This window comes from Streptomyces sp. NPDC055025, from assembly GCF_053608565.1.
This window is the reverse complement of the sequence record NZ_JBSGVS010000103.1, coordinates 1-20,589: the sequence shown is the minus strand read 5'-3', so window position 1 is coordinate 20,589 and position 20,589 is coordinate 1. Positions and strand designations below refer to the sequence as shown.

At 71.1% G+C, this 20,589-nt stretch carries 15 protein-coding genes and 1 pseudogene; 8 read left to right on the top strand and 8 right to left on the bottom strand.

Features of this window, described 5'->3' with window-relative positions:
- A pseudogene (locus tag ACWGDX_RS37265) lies at nucleotides 1-2,062 on the top strand (hypothetical protein); the annotation flags it as partial.
- Nucleotides 2,063-2,143: 81 nt separating this feature from the next.
- Here the strand turns inward: ACWGDX_RS37265 and ACWGDX_RS37260 are convergent.
- Nucleotides 2,144-2,593, bottom strand: a complete 450-nt coding sequence (locus ACWGDX_RS37260) for a hypothetical protein (protein WP_453632973.1) — start codon at nucleotides 2,591-2,593, stop codon at nucleotides 2,144-2,146.
- A 418-nt stretch (nucleotides 2,594-3,011) separates the two neighbouring features.
- On the opposite strand from ACWGDX_RS37260, the gene ACWGDX_RS37255 reads away from it, so the two are divergent.
- Genes ACWGDX_RS37255 through ACWGDX_RS37240 form a run of 4 tightly spaced genes read left to right on the top strand, consistent with a single transcriptional unit; the run spans nucleotide 3,012 to nucleotide 7,284 of the window.
- The gene (locus ACWGDX_RS37255) at nucleotides 3,012-5,849 is read left to right on the top strand and encodes a nitrate- and nitrite sensing domain-containing protein (RefSeq protein ID WP_453632975.1); all 2,838 of its coding nucleotides are present in this window, start codon (nucleotides 3,012-3,014) and stop codon (nucleotides 5,847-5,849) included.
- The gene (locus ACWGDX_RS37250; protein WP_453632971.1) at nucleotides 5,846-6,289 is read left to right on the top strand and encodes a roadblock/LC7 domain-containing protein; all 444 of its coding nucleotides are present in this window, start codon (nucleotides 5,846-5,848) and stop codon (nucleotides 6,287-6,289) included. The genes ACWGDX_RS37255 and ACWGDX_RS37250 overlap by 4 nt, the downstream gene beginning before the upstream one ends.
- Nucleotides 6,290-6,299: 10 nt before the next feature.
- Entirely contained in the window at nucleotides 6,300-6,695 is a 396-nt protein-coding gene (locus tag ACWGDX_RS37245; protein ID WP_453632969.1) for a DUF742 domain-containing protein, read from the top strand.
- The gene (locus ACWGDX_RS37240; RefSeq protein ID WP_453632968.1) at nucleotides 6,676-7,284 is read left to right on the top strand and encodes a GTP-binding protein; all 609 of its coding nucleotides are present in this window, start codon (nucleotides 6,676-6,678) and stop codon (nucleotides 7,282-7,284) included. The genes ACWGDX_RS37245 and ACWGDX_RS37240 overlap by 20 nt, the downstream gene beginning before the upstream one ends.
- Nucleotides 7,285-7,388: 104 nt before the next feature.
- On the opposite strand, the gene glpK is transcribed toward ACWGDX_RS37240, so the two are convergent.
- The 4 genes from glpK to ACWGDX_RS37220 form a co-directional block, all read right to left on the bottom strand.
- On the bottom strand, nucleotides 7,389-8,900 hold the full coding sequence (gene glpK / locus ACWGDX_RS37235; RefSeq protein WP_453632966.1) for a glycerol kinase GlpK: 1,512 nt from the start codon (nucleotides 8,898-8,900) through the stop codon (nucleotides 7,389-7,391).
- 107 nt (nucleotides 8,901-9,007) lie between these two features.
- The gene (locus ACWGDX_RS37230) at nucleotides 9,008-9,766 is read right to left on the bottom strand and encodes an MIP/aquaporin family protein (protein WP_453632964.1); all 759 of its coding nucleotides are present in this window, start codon (nucleotides 9,764-9,766) and stop codon (nucleotides 9,008-9,010) included.
- Between the two features lie 276 nt (nucleotides 9,767-10,042).
- Nucleotides 10,043-10,390, bottom strand: a complete 348-nt coding sequence (locus ACWGDX_RS37225) for an Mpo1-like protein (protein WP_453632962.1) — start codon at nucleotides 10,388-10,390, stop codon at nucleotides 10,043-10,045.
- 152 nt (nucleotides 10,391-10,542) lie between these two features.
- Nucleotides 10,543-11,352, bottom strand: a complete 810-nt coding sequence (locus ACWGDX_RS37220; protein ID WP_453632961.1) for a M15 family metallopeptidase — start codon at nucleotides 11,350-11,352, stop codon at nucleotides 10,543-10,545.
- A gap of 151 nt (nucleotides 11,353-11,503) precedes the next feature.
- Here ACWGDX_RS37220 and ACWGDX_RS37215 point away from each other — a divergent pair, with 151 nt between their 5' ends.
- On the top strand, nucleotides 11,504-12,019 hold the full coding sequence (locus ACWGDX_RS37215) for an NUDIX domain-containing protein (protein WP_453632959.1): 516 nt from the start codon (nucleotides 11,504-11,506) through the stop codon (nucleotides 12,017-12,019).
- A 127-nt stretch (nucleotides 12,020-12,146) separates the two neighbouring features.
- Here ACWGDX_RS37215 and ACWGDX_RS37210 read toward each other — a convergent pair whose 3' ends face one another.
- Nucleotides 12,147-14,495: a glycoside hydrolase family 31 protein gene (locus tag ACWGDX_RS37210; protein WP_453632957.1), complete on the bottom strand. Its 2,349-nt coding sequence runs from the start codon at nucleotides 14,493-14,495 to the stop codon at nucleotides 12,147-12,149.
- A 258-nt stretch (nucleotides 14,496-14,753) separates the two neighbouring features.
- Here ACWGDX_RS37210 and ACWGDX_RS37205 point away from each other — a divergent pair, with 258 nt between their 5' ends.
- Nucleotides 14,754-16,787, top strand: a complete 2,034-nt coding sequence (locus tag ACWGDX_RS37205) for an acetoacetate--CoA ligase (protein WP_453632955.1) — start codon at nucleotides 14,754-14,756, stop codon at nucleotides 16,785-16,787.
- 85 nt (nucleotides 16,788-16,872) lie between these two features.
- Complete coding sequence (locus ACWGDX_RS37200; protein WP_453632953.1) at nucleotides 16,873-17,850, top strand: hypothetical protein; 978 nt, start codon at nucleotides 16,873-16,875, stop codon at nucleotides 17,848-17,850.
- An 86-nt stretch (nucleotides 17,851-17,936) separates the two neighbouring features.
- On the opposite strand, the gene ptsP is transcribed toward ACWGDX_RS37200, so the two are convergent.
- Nucleotides 17,937-19,607, bottom strand: a complete 1,671-nt coding sequence (gene ptsP / locus ACWGDX_RS37195; protein WP_453632951.1) for a phosphoenolpyruvate--protein phosphotransferase — start codon at nucleotides 19,605-19,607, stop codon at nucleotides 17,937-17,939.
- A 90-nt stretch (nucleotides 19,608-19,697) separates the two neighbouring features.
- On the bottom strand, nucleotides 19,698-20,147 hold the full coding sequence (locus ACWGDX_RS37190) for a PTS sugar transporter subunit IIA (RefSeq protein ID WP_453632949.1): 450 nt from the start codon (nucleotides 20,145-20,147) through the stop codon (nucleotides 19,698-19,700).
- Nucleotides 20,148-20,589: the final 442 nt, after the last annotated feature.

Genomic DNA, 20,589 nt, shown 5'->3' with positions numbered 1-20,589 from the left:
GGAGACGGCCGCGGCGGCCCTCGCCGAGGCCCGTACGGTACGGGCCGAGGCGGACGAGTCCGCCGCCGACACCGCGCGGGTCCGTGACGAGCGGCAGGAGGCCGCCCAGCGTGCCCGCCGCGCCGCGGACGCCCTGGCCGGGCTCGCGTTCCGGCTCCGTGAGCGGTCCGGCTGGCAGGCGAAGCTGCGCGAACTGGCCGACGAGACCGCCGAGTCCGAGGCACGGGCGGCCGTGTGTCTGGAGCGGGCCCGCGCCGCCGACGAGGACCGCAGGGCCGCCCAGCGCGCCGCGGACGACGCCCGCCGTACGGCCCGCGCCCTGCGCGCCGAGCGCGCCGAGATCGCGGGCGCGCCCGAGACCGTACCCGAGCGGGGGCCCGACGCGTCCCGCACCGCGCTGCCCGCCCTGCGCGAGGCCTATCGCGCCGCCTCCCAGCTCTACGAGAAGGTGGGCGTCGGCGCCGATCTGCGGGCCGAACAGGCCCGCGCCGAGAGCGACGAGAGCGCCGCGCTCGCCGAGCTGGACCGGCTCACCAACAAGGTGCGCAACCGGGCCGCCCAGCTGCTCGAATCGACGGACGGCGCCGACGGCCCGTCCCGGCAGGCGGCGGCGGCCCGCGCCGAATCGCTCGTACAGATGCTGGAGTCGCGCGCCTCGGCCGCCAGCGAGCAACTCGGCCGTTTCCGGGGCGAGGCCGAGCGGCTCGCCCCGGCCGACGGCGAAGCGCACACCGAGCTGCCCGGGGAACTGGTGCCCGCCGACGCCGAGAAGGCGCGGAGCCTCCTGCGCACCGCCACCACCGAACTCGCCGTCAGGACCGACGCGCTGGAGACCGCGCGCGACGCCCACACCGAACTGCTCCACGCCCACCGCGCCGCCGAGGACGCGGCGGGCGGCTTCGACGAGACCGCCGCTCTCCTGCGCGATCTGCTCCGGGGCGCCGTGGCCGAGGACGACGGGGACGAGGAGACATCCCAGCCGCCCGAGCCCTATCCCGGCGGCCCGGCGGAGGCACGGCTCGCCATGGCGGAGGCCCGTCGCTCCCTGCGCGCCTGTGCCGCCGACCTCTCCGCCGCCGAGACCGGCGTACGGGAAGCGTGTGATGTGCTCGTACGGCACGCCAACGCGACCCGCTACGAACAGGTGCGCACACCCGCGCGCCAGCAGATCCGCGAACTGCCCGCGTCCGCGCTGCCCGAGCACGCCGCCTCCTGGGCCCAGGCCTTCGCCCCCCGGCTGCGTGTGCTGACGGACGAACTGGCACAGCTCGAACGCAACCGCGACTCCATCGTCGACCGGCTGCGCGGTCTGGTCGAGTCCGCGCTGACGACGCTCCGCTCGGCACAGCGGCTCTCCCGGCTCCCGGAAGGCCTCGGGGAGTGGTCGGGCCAGGAGTTCCTGCGGATCCGCTTCGAGGAGCCGGACAGGGCGGTGCTCATCGAGCGGCTCGGGGAGGTCGTCGACGAGGCGACCCGCGCCGCCCTGAAGAAGAACTCCGACCTTCGCAGGGACGGAATGTCCCTGCTGCTGCGCGGTGTTCAGGCGGCGCTCCAGCCCAAGGGGGTCGTCGTCGAGATCCTCAAGCCCGACGCCGTACTGCGCGCGGAGCGGGTCCCGGTCGGACAGATGGGCGATGTCTTCTCCGGCGGTCAGCTTCTGACCGCCGCGATCGCGCTGTACTGCACGATGGCCGCCCTGCGCAGCAACGACCGGGGCCGCGACAAACACCGTCACGCGGGCACGCTCTTCCTCGACAATCCGATCGGCCGCGCCAACGCCACCTATCTGCTGGAGCTCCAGCGCGCGGTCTCGGACGCCCTGGGCGTGCAGCTCCTCTACACCACGGGTCTCTTCGACACGACGGCGCTCGCGGAGTTCCCCCTGGTCATCCGGCTGCGCAATGACGCCGATCTGCGCGCGGGACTCAAATACATCAGCGTCGAGGAACACTTGCGCCCAGGACTGCCCCAGCCGGACCCGGACGGTGAGCCCGTGCACGGCGAGATCACCGCGACCCGGATGTTCCGGCGGACCCCGGAGCCCGGACCCCGGAGCCGGTGACCGAGTACCGGGGCAGCCGTCAAGTGACCGGGGCCGCCGTCGGGTGACCGGAGCGCGTCAACGGGTCACCCGACGGCGCGTTCAGGCCTCGCTCAGGCTGTTCCGATGCCGCCGGCTCCGCCGCCGTATTCGCGCGGCCTCGCGCGCCGCGCTCCTCGCCGCGCGCCTGGCCCTGCGCCGCTCCCTGCGGAGCCGCCGGGCCGTGCTGCTGGGCGCGGAGATCACGCCATGGCGCTGGTTCCACACCTGGCGCGTGACCCATACGTCCAGTACGCCCCAGGTCGCCACCACCGTGGAGGCCACACTGCTCAGCACCATCGGGAACGCCAGCCAGGAGCCCGCGAGTGTGCTGAGGAAGGCCACCATGGCCTGAATCAGTGTCACCGCCGCTATGATCACCGCCCGGACCGCCGCCGTTCTCACCGGATCCGGCATGCGATACCGCGCCGCGGGCTCCTCGGTCCAGAGCCCCCGGGACACCTCCGCGATCCCACCCGCCGGCGCCGCGCCACGCCGCTCATCCGTCTCCATGGACGTCACTCCCCAACCACTGTCCACTGTCCGACTCAAGGGTGACTGCCCGCCTCGTCGCGATTCACGCCGGCCATGGAACCGAATGTGATACGCGAACCGCCCGCAGCGCTTTCCGCTTCCCCCTGATCCCCGTACACAAGGACGAATGGCGGCGCGTGAAGATTCCCGGCGAAGGGCCGACCGAATGATTCAAGCCAACTGACCAGGCCTGTACGCGCCGTCCGGCTCCGCCCCTGGTCTTCCCGAGGTGCAAGGCAACTCGCCGAAAACCGGGACAACTCGTGATCAAGATGCCATGGAGCGGCCGAAAATCATCCGGATGTGTCTTCGAGTTGCCGGTGTGACAGTAGTAGGCTCGCGCCGTTTGCTGACGGAGTATCTCCCGCACCGGGCGGGGATCGAGCTGGGGGAGGCCATGCGCTTTCGCGGGAAATCCATCCGCCGGAAGATCGTGGCGCTGCTGCTCGTGCCGCTCGTCGCGCTCAGCGTCATGTGGGCCTTCATCTCCGTCCTCACCGGCGGCCAGGCCAATCAGCTCCTGGACATCGGCCATGTCATCAAGAAGATCGGCCACCCCGTCGAGGACGCGATCCTCGTCCTCCAGAGCGAGCGCCGGCAGACACTCATCTATCTCTCCGACCCGCGCGGCGCGAACGCGACGAACGAACTCCGCACCCGCCGGGCCGACACCGACACGGCCGTGGCCCTCGTCAGGAAGAACGCCATCCTCGCGGTGCGCGACCGGATGGACACCACCACGCACGAGCGGTTCAACGTGCTCATGGGCGCCCTGGACGGCCTCGACCTGATGCGCCGCTCCGTGGACGAGAGCACCGTCACCCGTGAACGGGCGCTCGACTTCTACAACCAGCTCGTGGACCCCGGACACACCTTCCTCGCGTCCCTGTACGGCCACGAGGACGTGGACGGGGACAACTGGGGCCGCGCGCTGGTCGGTCTCGGCCGCGCCAAGGAGATGCTCTCCCGCGAGGACGCGGTGGTCGCCTCCGGGCTGATCGCGCGCCGGCTCACCGCCGCGGACATCCGCTCGCTCTCCGATCTGGTCGCCGGCCGCACCGTCCTCTACCAGACCAATCTCTCCGACCTGCCGCTCACCGACCGGGTGACGCTCGAACAGTACTGGCGCACCCCCGCCACGCTCGCGCTGCGCCAGACCGAGGACGACCTCATCGAAGCCGGGCCCACCAGTGACCCGAAGAGCGTCGACATCGCGCTCTGGCAGAAGATGACCGCCCCCGTGCTGGAGGACCTGACCAGCGAGAGCGCCAAGGCCGACGCCCTCTACCGCGCTCATATCGACCCCGTGCGCCAGGAGGTCTTCATCCGGCTCATCCTGGCCGGCACCGTGGGCTTCGTCGCGCTCCTCGTCTCCGTGTTCGTATCCGTACGCGTCGGCCGCGATCTGATCCGTGACCTGACCCAGCTCCGCAAGGAGGCCCACGAGGTCTCCGGCGTCAGGCTCCCCAGCGTCATGCGCAGGCTCGCCGCCGGCGAACAGGTCGACGTGGAGACCGAGGCACCGCGGCTCGACTACGAACGGGACGAGGTCGGCCAGGTCGGCCAGGCGCTCAACACCCTCCAGCGCGCCGCGGTCGAGGCCGCCGTCAAACAGGCCGACCTGCGGCGCGGTGTCTCCGAGGTGTTCGTCAACCTCGCCCGTCGCAACCAGGTCCTGCTCCACCGTCAGCTCACGCTCCTGGACACCATGGAGCGCCGTACGGAGGACACCGAGGAACTCGCCGACCTCTTCCGGCTCGACCACCTCACCACCCGTATGCGCCGGCACGCCGAAGGCCTGGTGATCCTCTCCGGAGCCGCGCCCTCACGGCAGTGGCGCAAGCCCGTCCAGCTCATGGACGTCGTACGGGCCGCCGTGGCCGAGGTCGAGGACTACGAGCGCATCGAGGTCCGCAGGCTCCCCCGGATCGGTGTCGGCGGCCCCGCGGTCGCCGACCTCACCCATCTCATCGCCGAACTCCTGGAGAACGCCACGGTGTTCTCACCGCCGCACACCGCGGTCCAGGTGCACGGCGAGCGGGTCGCCAACGGCTTCACCCTGGAGATCCACGACCGCGGCCTCGGTATGGCGCCCGAAGTGCTGCTCGACGCGAATCTGCGGCTCGCGGAGACTCCCGAGTTCGAACTGTCCGACACCGACCGGCTCGGCCTCTTCGTGGTCAGCCGGCTCGCCCAGCGGCAGAACGTGCGCGTCTCGCTCCAGCCCTCCCCGTACGGCGGCACCACCGCGATCGTCTTCCTGCCCGTCGCGCTGCTGACCGACGCGCCCGAGACCGAGGGCACCGGCTTCCGCCTCGACCGCAAGAGGGCCGCGGGCGGCGGACGCCACCGCGCCGACGGCGGGGGCGGCAGGCTCACCGCGCTGGCGCAGGTCCCCACCGGGCGCGGCAGCGGCCCGTCCGTCCTCGACGGTCCTGTCGAGCTGGAAGCGCCGGTCGGCTCCCTGGGCATCGGGAACGGACCGGTGCTCGGCGGCGACGGCATTCTCGGCGGAGGTGACGGTATCGGCGATCTCGACGAGACCGGAAGCGAGCGCGGAAGGCTGTTCCGCGCCCGTGAGCGTCTCCGTGACTCCGGCGGCGACCCGCGCGACACACGTGACGCCCGGGACATGCGCGACGGACGTGAGGCACGGGACACGCGCGATGTACGTGACGGCGGCCGTGACTTCCGCGACCGGCGTGACGGCCGCGCCGCCCAGGAGCCGCGCGGACGCCACGAACAGCACCAGCAGGCCGCCGGCTCCGGGCCCCAGCGCTCCGCCGAGCCGGTGAGCCTGCCCCGCCGCAAGCCCCCGACGCTGGTCGTGGACCGCGGCAGGCGCCTGGACGAGCCGGGCCGTGCCCCGTCCGCGCGGGAGCAGCGGGAGCAGACCGCCGACGGAACGGGCCGCGGTTGGTCCGGCGTACCGGCACAGCCGTCCGGTTCCGGTGCCCCGCGACCCGCCGAAGAAGGCCCCTCCCTGCTCGACGGACTGCCCCGCCGGGTCCGGCAGGCCAGCCTCGCCCCCCAGTTGCGGGACATCACCCCGGACCGCTCCGCCGACCGGGCGTCGGCCGCGCTCCACGACACCGAACGGGACGCGGACGAAGTACGCAGCCGTATGGCTTCGCTCCAACGGGGCTGGCAGCGCGGTCGTCGGCAGAACGATGCCGAGGACTCCACCGGCCCCGGCGATACACCAGGAACCACATCGGAGGGGGACGGTCGATGACCGCACCGAACGCCGCAGTACGCAACGCCACCGACCCCAACGGCTCGGGAGAGCTGAACTGGCTCCTCGACGAACTCGTCGAACGGGTCGCCAGCATCCGCAAAGCCGTGGTCCTCTCCGGCGACGGCCTCGCCACCGGCACGTCCAAGGACCTCACCCGCGAGGACGGCGAGCATCTCGCGGCCGTCGCCTCCGGATTCCACAGTCTCGCCAAGGGCGTGGGCAGACACTTCGAGGCGGGCAGTGTCCGGCAGACCGTCGTGGAACTGGACGACGCGTTCCTCTTCGTCACCGCCGCGGGCGACGGGAGCTGTCTGGCCGTCCTCTCCGACGCGGACTCCGACGTGGGTCAGGTCGCCTACGAGATGACACTGATGGTCAAGCGGGTCGGTGTCCATCTCGGCACGTCACCCCGGACCGGTCTGCCCGCCGGAGGGTGAGTGGGCTGGGATGAGTGACGCAGGTCAGGATCCGCAGCACTGGTTCGACGGCGAGGCCGGACCGGTAGTACGCCCGTACGCGATGACGCGTGGCCGCACCAGCAGCGCGACGCGCCACCGGCTCGACCTGATCGCGATCGTCGTCCCCGAACCCGCGGCCGGCGATCCCGCCCGGGACCAGACGCTCTCCCCGGAACATGTGGAGATCGTGGAACGCTGTCTCGCCAGCCCCCAGTCGATCGCCGAGCTGGCGGCGAGCCTCGACCTCCCCGTCGGGGTGGTCAGGGTACTGGTCGGCGATCTCGTCGAGAGCGAGATCGTGCACGTAACCCGTCCCGTTCCGCCGGCCGAGCTGCCGGACGTGAACATTCTGCGCGAGGTGATCAATGGTCTACGGGCGCTCTAGCCAGCGGCAGCGTCCGGTCGAGCCCGTGACGCTGAAGATCCTGGTCGCGGGCGGCTTCGGCGTGGGCAAGACCACCCTGGTGGGCGCGGTCAGCGAGATCAGACCGCTCCGTACCGAGGAGATGCTGAGCGAGGCGGGCCGGCCCGTCGACGATGTCGACGGCGTCGAGGGCAAGACGACCACCACGGTCGCCATGGACTTCGGCCGGATCACCCTCCGCGAGGATCTGGTGCTGTACGTCTTCGGCACCCCGGGCCAGGACCGCTTCTGGTTCCTCTGGGACGAACTGGCCCAGGGCGCCCTGGGCGCGGTCGTCCTGGCCGACACCCGGCGGCTGGCGGACTCGTTCGCGGCGGTCGACTACTTCGAGCGGCGCGCCATCCCGTTCACCGTCGCCGTCAACTGCTTCGAGGGCGCGGGCCGGTTCCCGGCCGAGACCGTACGGGCCGCACTCGATCTGGACCCCGAGGTCCCGCTGGTGATGTGCGACGCGCGCGAGCGCGAGTCCGTCAAGGAAGTGCTGGTGACGGTCGTCGAGCACGCCATGACCCGCGCGGCGCTGCAACGCGAACACGCCACCACCACCTGAGCGGGGAGCCGAGCCCCGCGCCGGCCGGCGCTCGGGTCCGTACGGAACGCCTCCGTACGGGCCCGGACGGTGCACCGGCACCCGGCTCCTCCACCGCGGTTCCGCTACCGGGTCTCCTCCTCGTGCCAGCCGAGGCTGCGCTCCACCGCCTTGCGCCAGTTGCCGTACTCGCGCTCGCGCACCTCCGCCTCCATCCGCGGCGACCACTCGGCATCACGCTTCCAGTGCGCCTTCAGCTCGTCGAGATCCGACCAGACACCGGTCGCGAGGCCCGCCGCGTACGCCGCGCCCAGACAGGTCGTCTCCGAGACCTTCGGCCGGATCACCGGTACCCCCAGCACATCCGCCTGATGCTGCATCAGCAGATGGTTGGCGGTCATCCCGCCGTCCACCTTCAGCGTGGTGATCGGTACGCCTGAGTCCTGGTACATCGCGTCGACCACCTCACGGGTCTGCCAGCTCGTCGCCTCCAGCACCGCTCGGGCCAGATGCGCCTTGGTGACATAGCCCGTCAGACCGGTGATCACCCCGCGCGCGTCGGAGCGCCAGTACGGCGCGAACAGCCCCGAGAAGGCCGGTACGACATACGCCCCGCCGTTGTCGTCCACACTCGCGGCGAGCGACTCGATCTCATCGGCACTGCGGATGAGCCCGAGCTGGTCACGGAACCACTGCACCAGGGCCCCGGTGATCGCGATCGACCCCTCCAGACAGTAGACGGGCGCCTCCGAACCGATCTTGTAGCCGAGCGTCGTGATGAGCCCGCTCTTCGACGGTACGGGCCGCTCACCGGTGTTGAGCAGCAGAAAGCTGCCCGTCCCATAGGTGTTCTTCGCGGTGCCCGGGTCGTAGCAGGCCTGGCCGAAGACCGCCGCCTGCTGGTCGCCGAGCGCGGACGCCACCGGCACCCCCGCCAACCGTCCGACGGCCGTCCCGTACACCTCGGCCGAGGACCTGATCTCCGGCAGGACGGCCTCGGGTACCCGCAGCGCCGAGAGGATCGACGGATCCCACTGGAGGGTCTCCAGATCCATCAGCATCGTGCGGGACGCGTTCGTCACATCCGTGACATGCGCCCCGCCGTCCGTGCCGCCCGTCAGATTCCAGATCAGCCAGGAGTCGATCGTCCCGAAGGCGATCTCGCCGCGCTCCGCGCGCCGCCGCAGCCCCGGCACCTCGTCCAGCAGCCAGGCCGCCTTGGGACCGGAGAAGTAGCTGGCCAGGGGGAGCCCGGTGGTGTCACGGAACCGGTTCTGACCGTCCTCGCCGCCGAGTTCACGGCAGAGCGCGGAGGTACGGGTGTCCTGCCAGACGATCGCGTTGTGCACGGGTCGGCCGGTCGCGCGGTCCCACAGGACGGTGGTCTCGCGCTGGTTGGTGATCCCCAGCGCGCTGAGCTGACCGGCCCGCATCCCCGCCTTGTCCAGCGCTCCCGCCACCACGGCCTGGACCTTGGACCAGATCTCGGTGGCGTCGTGCTCCACCCAGCCGGGTTTGGGAAAAATCTGCCGGTGCTCACGCTGGTCGACGGCGACGATCGCGCCGTCGTGGTCGAAGATGATGCAGCGGCTCGATGTGGTGCCCTGATCGATGGCGGCGACGAACTTCTCCGTCATGACGTCCCCTTGATCGGTCGGTCGGTCGGAAAGCGGTGTGCGTGCGGCGGTGTGCGTACGGCGTCGTCCGTGGAGCCGCGTGCGTGGAGCGGCCCCGTGGGCCTCGCTCAGAACGCCGTGTTGAAGACGACTCCGGCGAGCAGCCCGCCGATGAGCGGCCCGGCCACCGGGACCCACGCGTAACCCCAGTCGGAACTGCCCTTGTTGGGTATCGGCAGCAGGGAGTGCGCGATACGGGGGCCCAGATCACGGGCCGGATTGATGGCGTAGCCCGTGGGCCCGCCGAGCGACAGTCCGATCCCGACGACCAGCAGCGAGACCAGCAGGACGGAGATACCGGACCCGTACACCCCGGCGTCGCCGGGGAGTTCGCCGATACCGATGCCCGCGTTCTTCCCGAAGGCCAGGACCGGCAGGACCAGCGCGGTCGTGGCGATCACCTCGGTGACAACGTTTGCCACCGGGCTGCGGAGCTCCGGCGCGGTCGCGAAGATACCGAGCGTCGGCTGCGCCGTCGCGGCGTCGGCGTTGGCCCGGAACTGCGCGTAGTACGTCAGCCAGCACAGCACCGCGCCGAGGATCGCGCCCGTCATCTGCCCGAGCAGGTAGAGCGGGACCTTGTCCCACTCGCCCGTGTCGACCGCGATACCGACGGTCACGGCGGGGTTGAGATGGCCTCCCGACAGCGGCGCGGAGGTGTACGCGCCCGCCAGTACGCCGAAGCCCCAGCCGAAGGCGATCACCACCCAGCCGGCGGCCTTCGCCTTGGAGTGATGCAGCGTGACCGCGGCACAGACTCCCGCGCCGAAGAGGATGAGTATGGCCGTTCCGATGAACTCACCGACGAATATGTCCCCATTGCTCAAAGCGGCTCCTAGACCTGGCCCGGGGTCGTCCGCCCCGGATCTCCATGACGAGCGTGCTGAGCGCGCCTACCCGCGGCGCTGACGGCGAAGAGTGAGTGTTCACCGGCTCGTCAGGGAGCGTCAAGGTCATTGACAGCACGCGCAGTTCAGGGACGGTCTTGACACAGACGTACGGAACGCGCAGTTCCGACGACCGGAGCGACGACCGAAGCGCGACCGGAGTGATGCCTGGAGCGATGCCCGGCCTGCTGCCGGACGGTGGGTCGGCCGGGCGGGTCAGCGGTGCTCGGTGAGCCACTTCTCCGAGATCCCGGCCAGCTCGTGGTCACGTCCCGCCAGCATCATCCGGATCATCCGCGCATCGCCGCGGAGCGACCAGGCCGGATGCCCGAAGCTGGCGGGATTGTTCCTCTCGATGAGGAAGTGCGCGGGCCAGGCCGTCGCGTAACCGATCAGCGGCAGGGCCGCCGCGTACCGCTTCCGCCCGCGTGCCAGGCCGTAGGCGCTGATCGCGAGTCCGGTGAGCGTGCCGGTGAGATGGACCCAGCGGGTCGCCGCCTTGGAGTGCATGGCGACGTAGTAGGGCCAGAATTCCTCGTACGAATCAAAATCCTGCTGCGCCATGGAGGCACCGTAACCGCTCCCGGGAGAACCGGATACGGGTTCTCCCGCGTCTGGTCCCGGAGACGGGCGGCCGGGGCTCACGGGGGTGGTCCCGGCCGTCCGTCGCCCTGCTCTCCGCGGCGTTTCGTATTGCCGTCAGTTCCGTACTGCCGTCAGTTCCGTACGACCGAGCGCCAGGCCACCGGGAAGTCGAAGTAGGTGTCCGGGAAGGTCTCCGGCTTGTGCGTGAAGTGCCACCACTCCTCGGCCAGATTGGTGAATCCGACCCCGGCCAGCGTCGCCTTCAGCAGTTGACGGTTCGCCCGCTGCTCACCCTGGACCCGGGGATCGTCGGTGTGGCTGAGCGTGTCGAAACAGTCGAAACCGGTCCCCATGTCGACCGAGTTGTCGGGGAAGCGCTCGGCCTTCGGGCCGTAGCAGGGAGCCTGCTTCTCGCCCGGTACGTACGGACGCGTCGGCAGGGCCGGCAGCCTCACCAGGGTGAGATCCACCGTGCTGCCCCGGCTGTGTCCCGACTTCTCCGCGATGTAACCGTCCTCGAACAGCCGCGACTTGTCGACACGCGGATAGAACTCCGCCTTCATCCGCTCGTCCTGGAGATCCTTCGCCCACCGTACGAAGTGATCGACGGCCCGCTGCGGCCGGTAGCAGTCGTACACCTTCAGGGAGTAGCCCTGCCTCCGCAGCAGGGACTGCGCCTGCCGCAGCGCCTCGGCGGTGGAGCGGGTGACGATGCAGAGCGGCTGCCGGTAGCCGTCCACCGGCTCGCCCAGGAAGTTGTGCGGCGTGAGGTAGCGCATCTCCTCGATGACCGTCGGCGCGACCGAGCGCAGGGCCACGAACTCCTCCGGCGCGGACGGCTCCGGCGCGGCCTGGGCGGCGGGCGCGGGGGCGGTGACGGCGAACAGCGCGGCGGTGGCCGAGGCGGCCAGGACACGGAGCACGGACTGAAGTCTTGTCATGGGCATCTTCGTCTATCAGTTCCAGGGACCGAGGGAAAGGGTGATCGGATACAGTCCGCGCGTGTCCGAGCCCGAGAACGTGTCCGTGTCCGTGTCCGTGTCAGAACCGAACCTGTCAGAACCGAACGTGTCAGAGCCGAAGAAGAGGCCCGTGCCGAACTCGCACTGCGGAAGCTGCGGCACGGCGTATCCGGCGACGGCCGGCTGGCCCCGTACCTGCGCTGCCTGCGGAGCCACCACCTACCGCAATCCGCTGCCCGTCGCCATCGCCCTGGTGCCCGTGACGGACGACCAGGGCGGCGGACTGGTCGTCATCACCCGCACCATCGAGCCCGAGTACGGCGGTATCGCCCTTCCCGGCGGCTTCATCGACCACGCCGAGGACTGGCGGCACGCGGTCGTACGGGAGCTGCGCGAGGAGACCGGGATCGAGGCGGACAGCGCGGACGTACGGCTGGCCGACGCGCTCAGCTCCCCCGGTGGCCATCTGCTGCTGTTCGGTCTGCTCCCGGAGCGGCAGGCCGGCCGGCTGCCGCCCTCGGCGCCCACGGAGGAGACATCGGGCTGGCACGTCCTGCGCGCCCCGGCGCGGCTGGCGTTCCCGCTGCACACCGAGGCCGTACGGTCCTGGTTCGCCGGCCGCTACGACACCGGGCGAGGCGTCTGACCGGCGCCCCGGCCGCCGCTCTCACCCCGGCACGCCCGGCCGTCTCACCCCGCCCCTCTCACCCTGCCCCGTCTCACTCCGCCCCGCCGCTCACCGTCCTTCGCGCCTCACCGGCACGCCCGCCCCCTCACCGCCCCCTGACCCGTACCGGCCATTCCGGCTCCACCGGTCCGTTCTCCGTCACCCGTGACACCCGGACCTCGCCGTTCACCATGCGCGAGGTGTACCGCTCCACCTCCGCCTTCCGCCAGCCGTCACCCGGGTCCCGCACCACCAGACCGCCGCCCGCGCGCCCCGCCGCCGGAGCCCATGCCTCCAGCTCCGTGCCGCCGTCCGCGCCCCGTACGGGAATCACCGCACCCGCCCGCGCCAGTACCGGGATACGGGAACGGGGCGCGTCCAGCAGCACCTGGCCGGGCCCGTCGTACGCCCGCTCCGTCGCCGTGTCGTACCACCGCCCGCGCGGCAGACGTACCGCCCGCCGGTCCGTACCGCGCTCCAGCACCGGCGCGACCAGCAGCGCGTCCCCGAGCAGGAACGCGTCCTCGCAGTCACGCAGCGCCCGGTCCTCCGGAGCGCCCCACCACAGCGGACGCGCGTACGGCGCCCCGGTGAGCCGGGCGAGCTGGGCGAGTGTCACGAAGTACGGCCGCAGCCGTTCCCGTCCGACGAGCGCGGTCCGGGCGTGTTCCAGCACCTCCGGCCCGAACTCCCACGGCTCCCTGCGCCCCGCGTCGATCGCCGCGTGTGTACGGAACAGCGGCAGATACGCCCCGAGCTGGAACCAGCGCAGATACAGCTCGGGCGACGGACTGCCGTCGAAACCGCCCACATCGGGGCCCGAGTACGGCACCCCGCAGAGCCCCAGCCCCAGCACCAGCGAGAGCGAGGCCCGCAGCCCCGGCCACCCCGTCGACACATCACCGGACCAGGTGCCCCCGTACCGCTGCATACCCGCCCAGCCGGAACGCGAGAAGAGGAAGGGACGCTCATCGGGCCGGAGCCGTCGCAGCCCCTCGAAGCCGGCCCGCGCCATGGCGAGTCCATAGACGTTGTGGGCCTCACGGTGGTCCCCGCCCCTGCCCTCCAGCCGGTGCCTGGCCGAACGCGGCAGCGTCGTGTCACCGAACGGGGCGAAGGACACCGGCTCGTTCATGTCGTGCCAGACCCCGGCGAAGCCCTGCGCCAGCCGCTCCTCGTAGAGACCGCCCCACCAGTCGCGCACCGCCGGATCCGTGAAGTCCGGATAGACGCTCTCGCCCGGCCATACGACCCCCTGGACATCGCGCCCCCGCGCGTCCCGCACGAACGCCCCGGCCGCGGAACCGCTGTCGTACACGGCGTTGCCGCGCTCCGCCTTCACGGCGGGATCGACGATCGACACCAGCCGCACCCCGTCCGCGCGCAGCTCCTCCGCCAGCCCCGGCAGATCCGGGAAGCGCTCCCGGTCGACGGTGAAGACCTGATGCGCGTCGTAGTGATCGATGTCGAGATGGAGCGCGGAGAGCGGCAGCTCATGCTTCCGGTAGCCGGCGACGATCCGCCGCACCTCCCGCTCGCTGCCGAAACCCCAGCGCGCGTGCTGCGGACCGAGCGCCCAGGACGGCGGGGGAGTGGGCGCCCCGGTCAGCGCCGTCCAGCCGTGCAGCACCCGCGCGGGCGTACCGGTCACCACCCAGCAGCGCAGCGGCCCGCCGTCCATCCGCAGCTCGCTCGTGCCCGGCCGGTCGTGCCCCGAGCCCGCGCCCTCCTCGCCCTCCCGGAGAGTGACCCGGCCGTCCCAGGAATTGTCGTGGAAGGCGAGATGCGTCCCGCCGTCGGCCACCACGAGCTGAACCGGCATCGTCACATACAGCGGGTCGTCCTCGGGACCGAAGCCACCGCCGGGATCGGTGTTCCACAAGCGGTACGTACCGTCCCGCAGCCGCGGCCCCGACGCCCGCCCGCCCAGCCCGAAGAACCGCGCGTCCGCCGCCACCTCGCTGCGCTGCACCCAGCGTGCGGGACCGCCCCCGACCGGCTCCCACCAGCGCGGCGGCAGCTCCCGGCGCAGCACCACACCCCCCGGTGTACGCACCTCCACACCGCCGTGGCGCGAGACCGCCACCGTCACCCGCTCCGACACCACCCGCCAGCCGCCCTCCGTGTCCGGCTCCAGTCCGGCCCGGGTGTCCGGCTCCGGCGGGGTGTCGGCGAGCGCGTACGAGGGCAGCGCCTCGGCGCCGTCCCAGCCCCAGAACACGGCGCCTCCCACCGAGACGCACACATGCAGTCGCGCACGCGCGAACCGTACGATCCCGCCGCCCGGCAGCGGCTCCGCGCCGCTGACCGGCCCCGGCACCCGGGCCCGCTCCGCGCCGCGCGGTGCCAGCTCCCTGGCATCCGTACGCCGCCCGCGCCACGCCGAGCGTATGGCGCGCAGCCCCTGCACCGAACCGACCACTTTCATCGAACGCACCAGTTCACGACCGTCCATGCCGCTCAGCCTGCCATCCGGTCCAGGTGCGTGGGGCATCGTTCAACTCCCGTTCACCCGTGGTCAGAGCACATATCCGCGCTGTCGACCATGGGGGATGAGACCTGGTGCGGGGGACGATCACATGGCATCGTCCGTGTCAGTCGTGTCACGCGCACACCCCGCCCGTGCGCGCGACCGACGCACACCAGCGTCGAGCACGAAGCGACGAGTACACCAGCGCCGTACATCGGTGCCGAGCCCGCCGGGAGCCGCCCCATGACCGCAGCAGCAAGCCCTGCCCCCCTCTGGCGGCCGGATCCCGGCCGTATCGCCGCGGCGCGTGTCACCCGCTTCCAGGCCTGGGCGGCCCAGCGCTACGGAGCCCCGGCCGAAGGCGGTTACGCGGCGCTGCACCGGTGGTCCGTCGAGGAGCTCGACACCTTCTGGAAAGCCGTCGCCGACTGGTTCGAGGTGCGCTTCTCCACCCCGTACACCCAGGTCCTGGGCGATCGCACCATGCCCGGCGCCCAGTGGTTCCCCGGCTCCACCCTCAACTACGCCGAGCACGCCCTGCGTACGGCCGAGGACCCGGCCCGCGCCCATGACCCGGCCATCCTGTATATGGACGAGACACATGAACAGATCTCGCTGAGCTGGTTCGAGCTACGGCGCCAGGTCGTCTCCCTCGCCCGGCAGCTCCGCGCCCTCGGTGTGCGCCCCGGCGACCGGGTGAGCGGCTATCTCCCCAACATTCCGCAGGCGGCCGTAGCGCTGCTCGCCACCGCCGCCGTCGGCGGAGTCTGGACCTCCTGCGCCCCCGACTTCGGCGCCCGCGGCGTCCTGGACCGCTTCCAGCAGGTCGAGCCCGTCGTGCTGATCACCGTCGACGGCTACCGCTACGGCGGCAAGGAACACGACCGTACCGGCACGGTCGCCGAACTCCGCCGCGAGCTGCCCACCCTGCGGGCCGTCATCCATGTCCCGCTCCTGGGCACGCCGGCCCCCGAGGGCGCCCTCGAATGGGCGGCCCTCACCGCGGGCACCGCCCCGTCCGACGAGGCAGGGCCGCCCGACAAGGCAGGGCCGTCCGACGGGGCGGAAGAGGGAGACGTCTTCGAACAGGTCCCCTTCGACCACCCGCTGTGGGTCCTGTACTCCTCAGGCACCACCGGCCTGCCCAAGGCGATCGTCCAATCCCAGGGCGGCATTCTGCTGGAGCACTTCAAACAGATCGGCCTCCACTTCGACCTCGGCCCCGAGGACCGCTTCTTCTGGTACACCTCGACGGGCTGGATGATGTGGAACTTCCTCGTCTCCGGACTGCTCACCGGCACCACGATCGTGCTGTACGACGGCAGCCCCGGCTTTCCCGCCGTCGACGCCCAGTGGGGCGTGGCCGAGCGGACCGGCACCACGGTCTTCGGCACCTCCGCCGCGTATGTCATGGCCTGCCGCAAGGCGGAGGCGCACCCCGGCCGCGACCATGACCTCTCCCGTCTGAAATGCGTCGCCACCACCGGCTCACCGCTGCCTCCCGACGGCTTCCGCTGGCTCCACGACGATGTGGCCGAGGACCTGTGGATCGCCTCCGTCAGCGGCGGCACCGACGTATGCAGCTGTTTCGCCGGAGCCGTACCCACCCTCCCCGTCCAGATCGGTGAACTCCAGGCGCCCTGCCTGGGCACGGACCTCCAGGCCTGGGACCCCCAGGGCGTACCGGTCGTCGGCGAGGTCGGCGAACTGGTCGTCGCCAACCCGCTGCCGTCCATGCCGGTGCGCTTCTGGAACGACCCCGACGGCAGCCGCTACCACGACAGTTACTTCGAGATGTTCCCCGGCGTCTGGCGGCACGGCGACTGGATCACCCTTACCGACCGCGGTTCGGTCGTCATCCACGGCCGATCCGACTCCACCCTGAACCGCCAGGGGGTCCGGATGGGCTCCGCCGACATCTACGAAGCCGTCGAACGCCTCCCCGAGATCCGTGAATCCCTGGTCATCGGCCTGGAAGAACCGGACGGCGGATACTGGATGCCGCTCTTCGTCCATCTCGCGCCGGAAGCCGTCCTCGACGACACCCTGCGCGCACGGGTCAAGGAGACGATCCGCGAGCGGCTCTCCCCCCGTCATGTCCCCGACGAGATCATCGAAGTCCCCGGCATTCCGCACACCTTGACCGGCAAGCGCATCGAGGTCCCCGTCAAACGACTCCTCCAGGGCACGGCGCTGGACAAGGCCGTCAACGCGGGCTCCGTCGACAATCTCGATCTGCTGCGCTTCTACGAGGACCTCGCCCGCACCCGCCACTGACGACCGCGGGACCACGGAAGAGCACCGTTGTCAGACCCCCCGGTTACGGTGAGTGAGCAGTGACCGACAGCACTCAGGGGGAGACATGGCGCACACCGAGCGGGACCAGAACCGGACCGGACAGCGGCGGCGCACCGGCGGCACGGAGAGGCCCAGGCCCGCCCGGCCGGGACCCCGGCGGACGGCCAGGACCACACGGCGCGGACTGCGCCGCGAAGTCCCCAGCACCGTCGGCCTGCTCGCCGACGAGCAGGACTTCACGGCGATGCGCCGCTACCGCACCTTCACCTTCGACGACCACGCCGCCTATCTGCGGCAGATCGACGGACTGCTCACATCCCTGGCGTCCCGGGGTGTGCACATCACCGTCGGACTCTTCGACCCCGAGGAGTTCGCGGAGTACTGCGCGGAGAGGGGACTCGATCCGGACTCCGCCGTCAGCCGCAGCCGCTTCACGGCCACGCTCCCCGGGAGCGGAGCGGCCGTCGCCCATGAGGGCCGGCCCATCGACCGTCTCGTGCCCCTGCTGATCAGCACCGCTGTCCGCAGAGCGACATGGGAGTACGCGACCACGGTCCTCGCCGGCCTCGGGGAGTGCGCCGACTGCGGCCAGGACATCGGAGGCGCGGCCTTCGACCGCGCCTCCCACATCCTGGAGAGGCTTCTCGAAGCGGCGGGCCCCGGCACCCACCATCTCGTCTCCAGCGTCCCCGCCGCCGGCGAACAGCTTCTCGCCGTCCTCCACATCGACAGTCCCGAAGGGGCGCCCGCCCTGCTCGGCTCCACCGAAGGAGCCGAGTTCGTCAGTGTGCTGGCCCTGGGCATCGCCCTGGAGAGCACGGGCGGGGTCGTCCTGCGTACGACAGGGCCCGGCACCGGCACCCCCGACCGGCTGCACGGCTGGCGACTGGACCGCGGCGAACCCGTCCCGCTCACCGAGGCCGAGGTCTTCAACGCCTACTGCACGGACGCGGACACCGGAGAGCCGCTCTCCCCGGAGCCCGGCGTGGAGTACCGCGCGGGATTCGCCCTCCGCCTCGACGACACCGGCACCCACCACTGAGCGAGCAAGGGGCTTCCCCACCGCACACCACGGCGGGGAAGCCCCTCCACCGGCACCAACACCGCACCGGCGTCAGCCCGTTCCGGTCACTCGCCGGACAGCACCGCCCGCGCGGCCGTCCTGGCCTCGTCGGCGGTGTCCGCGGCCCGCGCGGCGGCGGCGGCACGCTCACACTGGGCCAGTGTGTGCTGCGCGAGCGCCGACCGCACGTACGGAATCGAGGCCGCTCCCATCGACAGCGAGGTCACACCGAGTCCGGTGAGCACGCAGGCGAGCAGCGGATCGGAGGCCGCCTCACCACACACCCCGCAGCTCTTGCCCTCGGCCCTGGCACCCTCGGCCGACAGCGCCACCAGATCCAGCAGCGCGGGCTGCCAGGGATCCTGCAACCGCGACACGGCACCCACCTGCCGGTCGGCGGCGAAGGTGTACTGCGCCAGGTCATTGGTCCCCAGAGAAAGGAACTCCACCTCCTGGAGAATGGAGCGCGACCGCAGAGCCGCGGACGGAATCTCCACCATGGCACCGAACTTCGCGCTCAGCCCGGCCTCACGGCAGGCATCCGCGAACGCCTTCGCGTCCGTACGGTCCGCCACCATCGGCGCCATGACCTCCAGATGCACGGGAAGCCCCTGGGCGGCCTTCGCCAGCGCGGTCAACTGCGTCCGCAGCACATCGGGGTGGTCCAGCAGACTCCGCAGACCGCGTACCCCGAGCGCCGGGTTCGGCTCGTCGGCCGGGGTGAGGAAGGCCAGTGGCTTGTCCGCGCCGGCGTCCAGCACCCGTACGACCACCCGCCCCTCGGGAAAGGCTTCGAGCACCGTGCGGTACGCCTCGATCTGCCTCTCCTCCGACGGCGCCCGCCCGCTGTCGTCCAGGAACAGGAACTCGGTACGGAAGAGCCCGACGCCCTCGGCACCCGCCGCGACGGCGGCCGGCACATCCGCGGGACCGCCGATGTTCGCCAGCAGGGGCACCGTATGACCGTCCGATGTCGCACCGGGCCCGATGGACGAGGACAGTGTGGCCTTCCGCGCGAGGGCGGCCTGTTCGAGCTCGGCCCGCTTCCTCGGACCCGGCTCGACGAAGATGTCGCCGGTGCTGCCGTCGACCGCGATCACCGTGCCCTCGGCCAGCTCCTGCGCACCCGGCAGCGCGACCACCGCGGGCACCCCGAGCGCGCGCGCCAGAATCGCGCTGTGACTTGTCGGCCCGCCCTCCTCGGTCACAAAACCCAGCACCAGAGCGGGGTCGAGCAACGCGGTGTCCGCGGGGGCCAGATCGCGGGCGATCAGTACATAGGGCTCGTCACTGTCCGGCACCCCCGGCATCGGAACGCCCAGCAGACGGGCGACGATACGATTCCGCACATCGTCCAGGTCCGCGACCCGCCCGGCCAGATACTCCCCGGCATTGGCGAGCAGCGCGCGGTAGGAGGCGAACGCGTCGTACACACCCCGCTCGGCGGTGCTCCCGACCGCGATCCGCCGGTCCACATCGGCCATCAGCTCAGGGTCCTGCGCCATCATCGCCTGAGCTTCGAGGACCCCCTGGGCCTCTCCGCCGGCCAGGTTCCCGCGAGCGATCAGATCGGCCGCCACCGCGTCGACGGCCTGGCGGGCCCGCCCCTGCTCACGCTCCGCCTCCTCCGCCGGAATCCGCTTGGCCGGCGGCTCCAGCACCGCGGTCCCCATATGCCTGACCTCGCCGATCGCCACTCCGTGGCTGACCCCGACGCCTCGCAGCGTTGTCTCCATCTCACCCGTCTCCGCTTATGCGGCGAGCCGGTCGCCGCGAGGGAAGTACGACAAGCGCGCCGCGCTCATCCCTGACATACGGCACCGGCGTCACTGCCAGCCGAAGAGTGTGTCGCCGGTCTTCACCTCGCCGTCCTCCCGGACGTCGGAGAGCGAGTCGGCCGTGGCTTCGAGCGCGACGACGGGGCAGACCGGCGACTTGCCGGCCTCTTCGACGGCGACGGGGTTCCAGCGCACGACCCCCTGACCGCGTGTGACGTTGTCCCCCTTGTCGACGAGCAGCTCGAATCCCTCACCGTTGAGCTGGACGGTGTCGATCCCGAGATGCGTCAGCACTCCACGCCCGTCCGAGTCCACGACGACAAAGGCGTGCGGGTGCAGCGAGACCACGACACCGTCGACGGGAGAGACGGCCTCGCCTGGCTCCCGGACCGGATCGATGGCCATCCCGGGTCCCACCATCGCGCCGGCGAAGACCGGATCGGGTACAGCGCCGAGTCCGATGGCGCGGCCGGGCAGCGGGGCGGTCACGATGGTCATGGGGCCTCCCAGGGGGCGGGGGATCGGGCCGCCGTCACCGCCTGTGATGGGACGACGTACTGTTCAGAAGGGTAAGTCATAGGAAGTGCCGGTTCCGTGGGAGACCAGCCGGTTGGCGGACCCCGGAGGAGCCGGAAACGATTTGCTTGTGCCGGTGGACGGCATGTAGGGTCGTACTCCTGCCTGGCCCCAGTGAGACTTTGAGTCGGGGGCCGATGGCAGCTATCAATTCTTGATCGTCTCTGCACATCGCATTTGCATGCCTACGAATCGTATGCCTGTGAATCGGTGGTCAGGGAGAGGGAAAAGGACTGATAGAGTCGGAGACGCAAGGCAGCAAGACAAGCACAACAGCAGGACCGAAGGGAAAGCCCGGAGGAAAGCCCGTGAGGGTGAGTACGAAGGAAGCGTCCGTTCCTTGAGAACTCAACAGCGTGCCAAA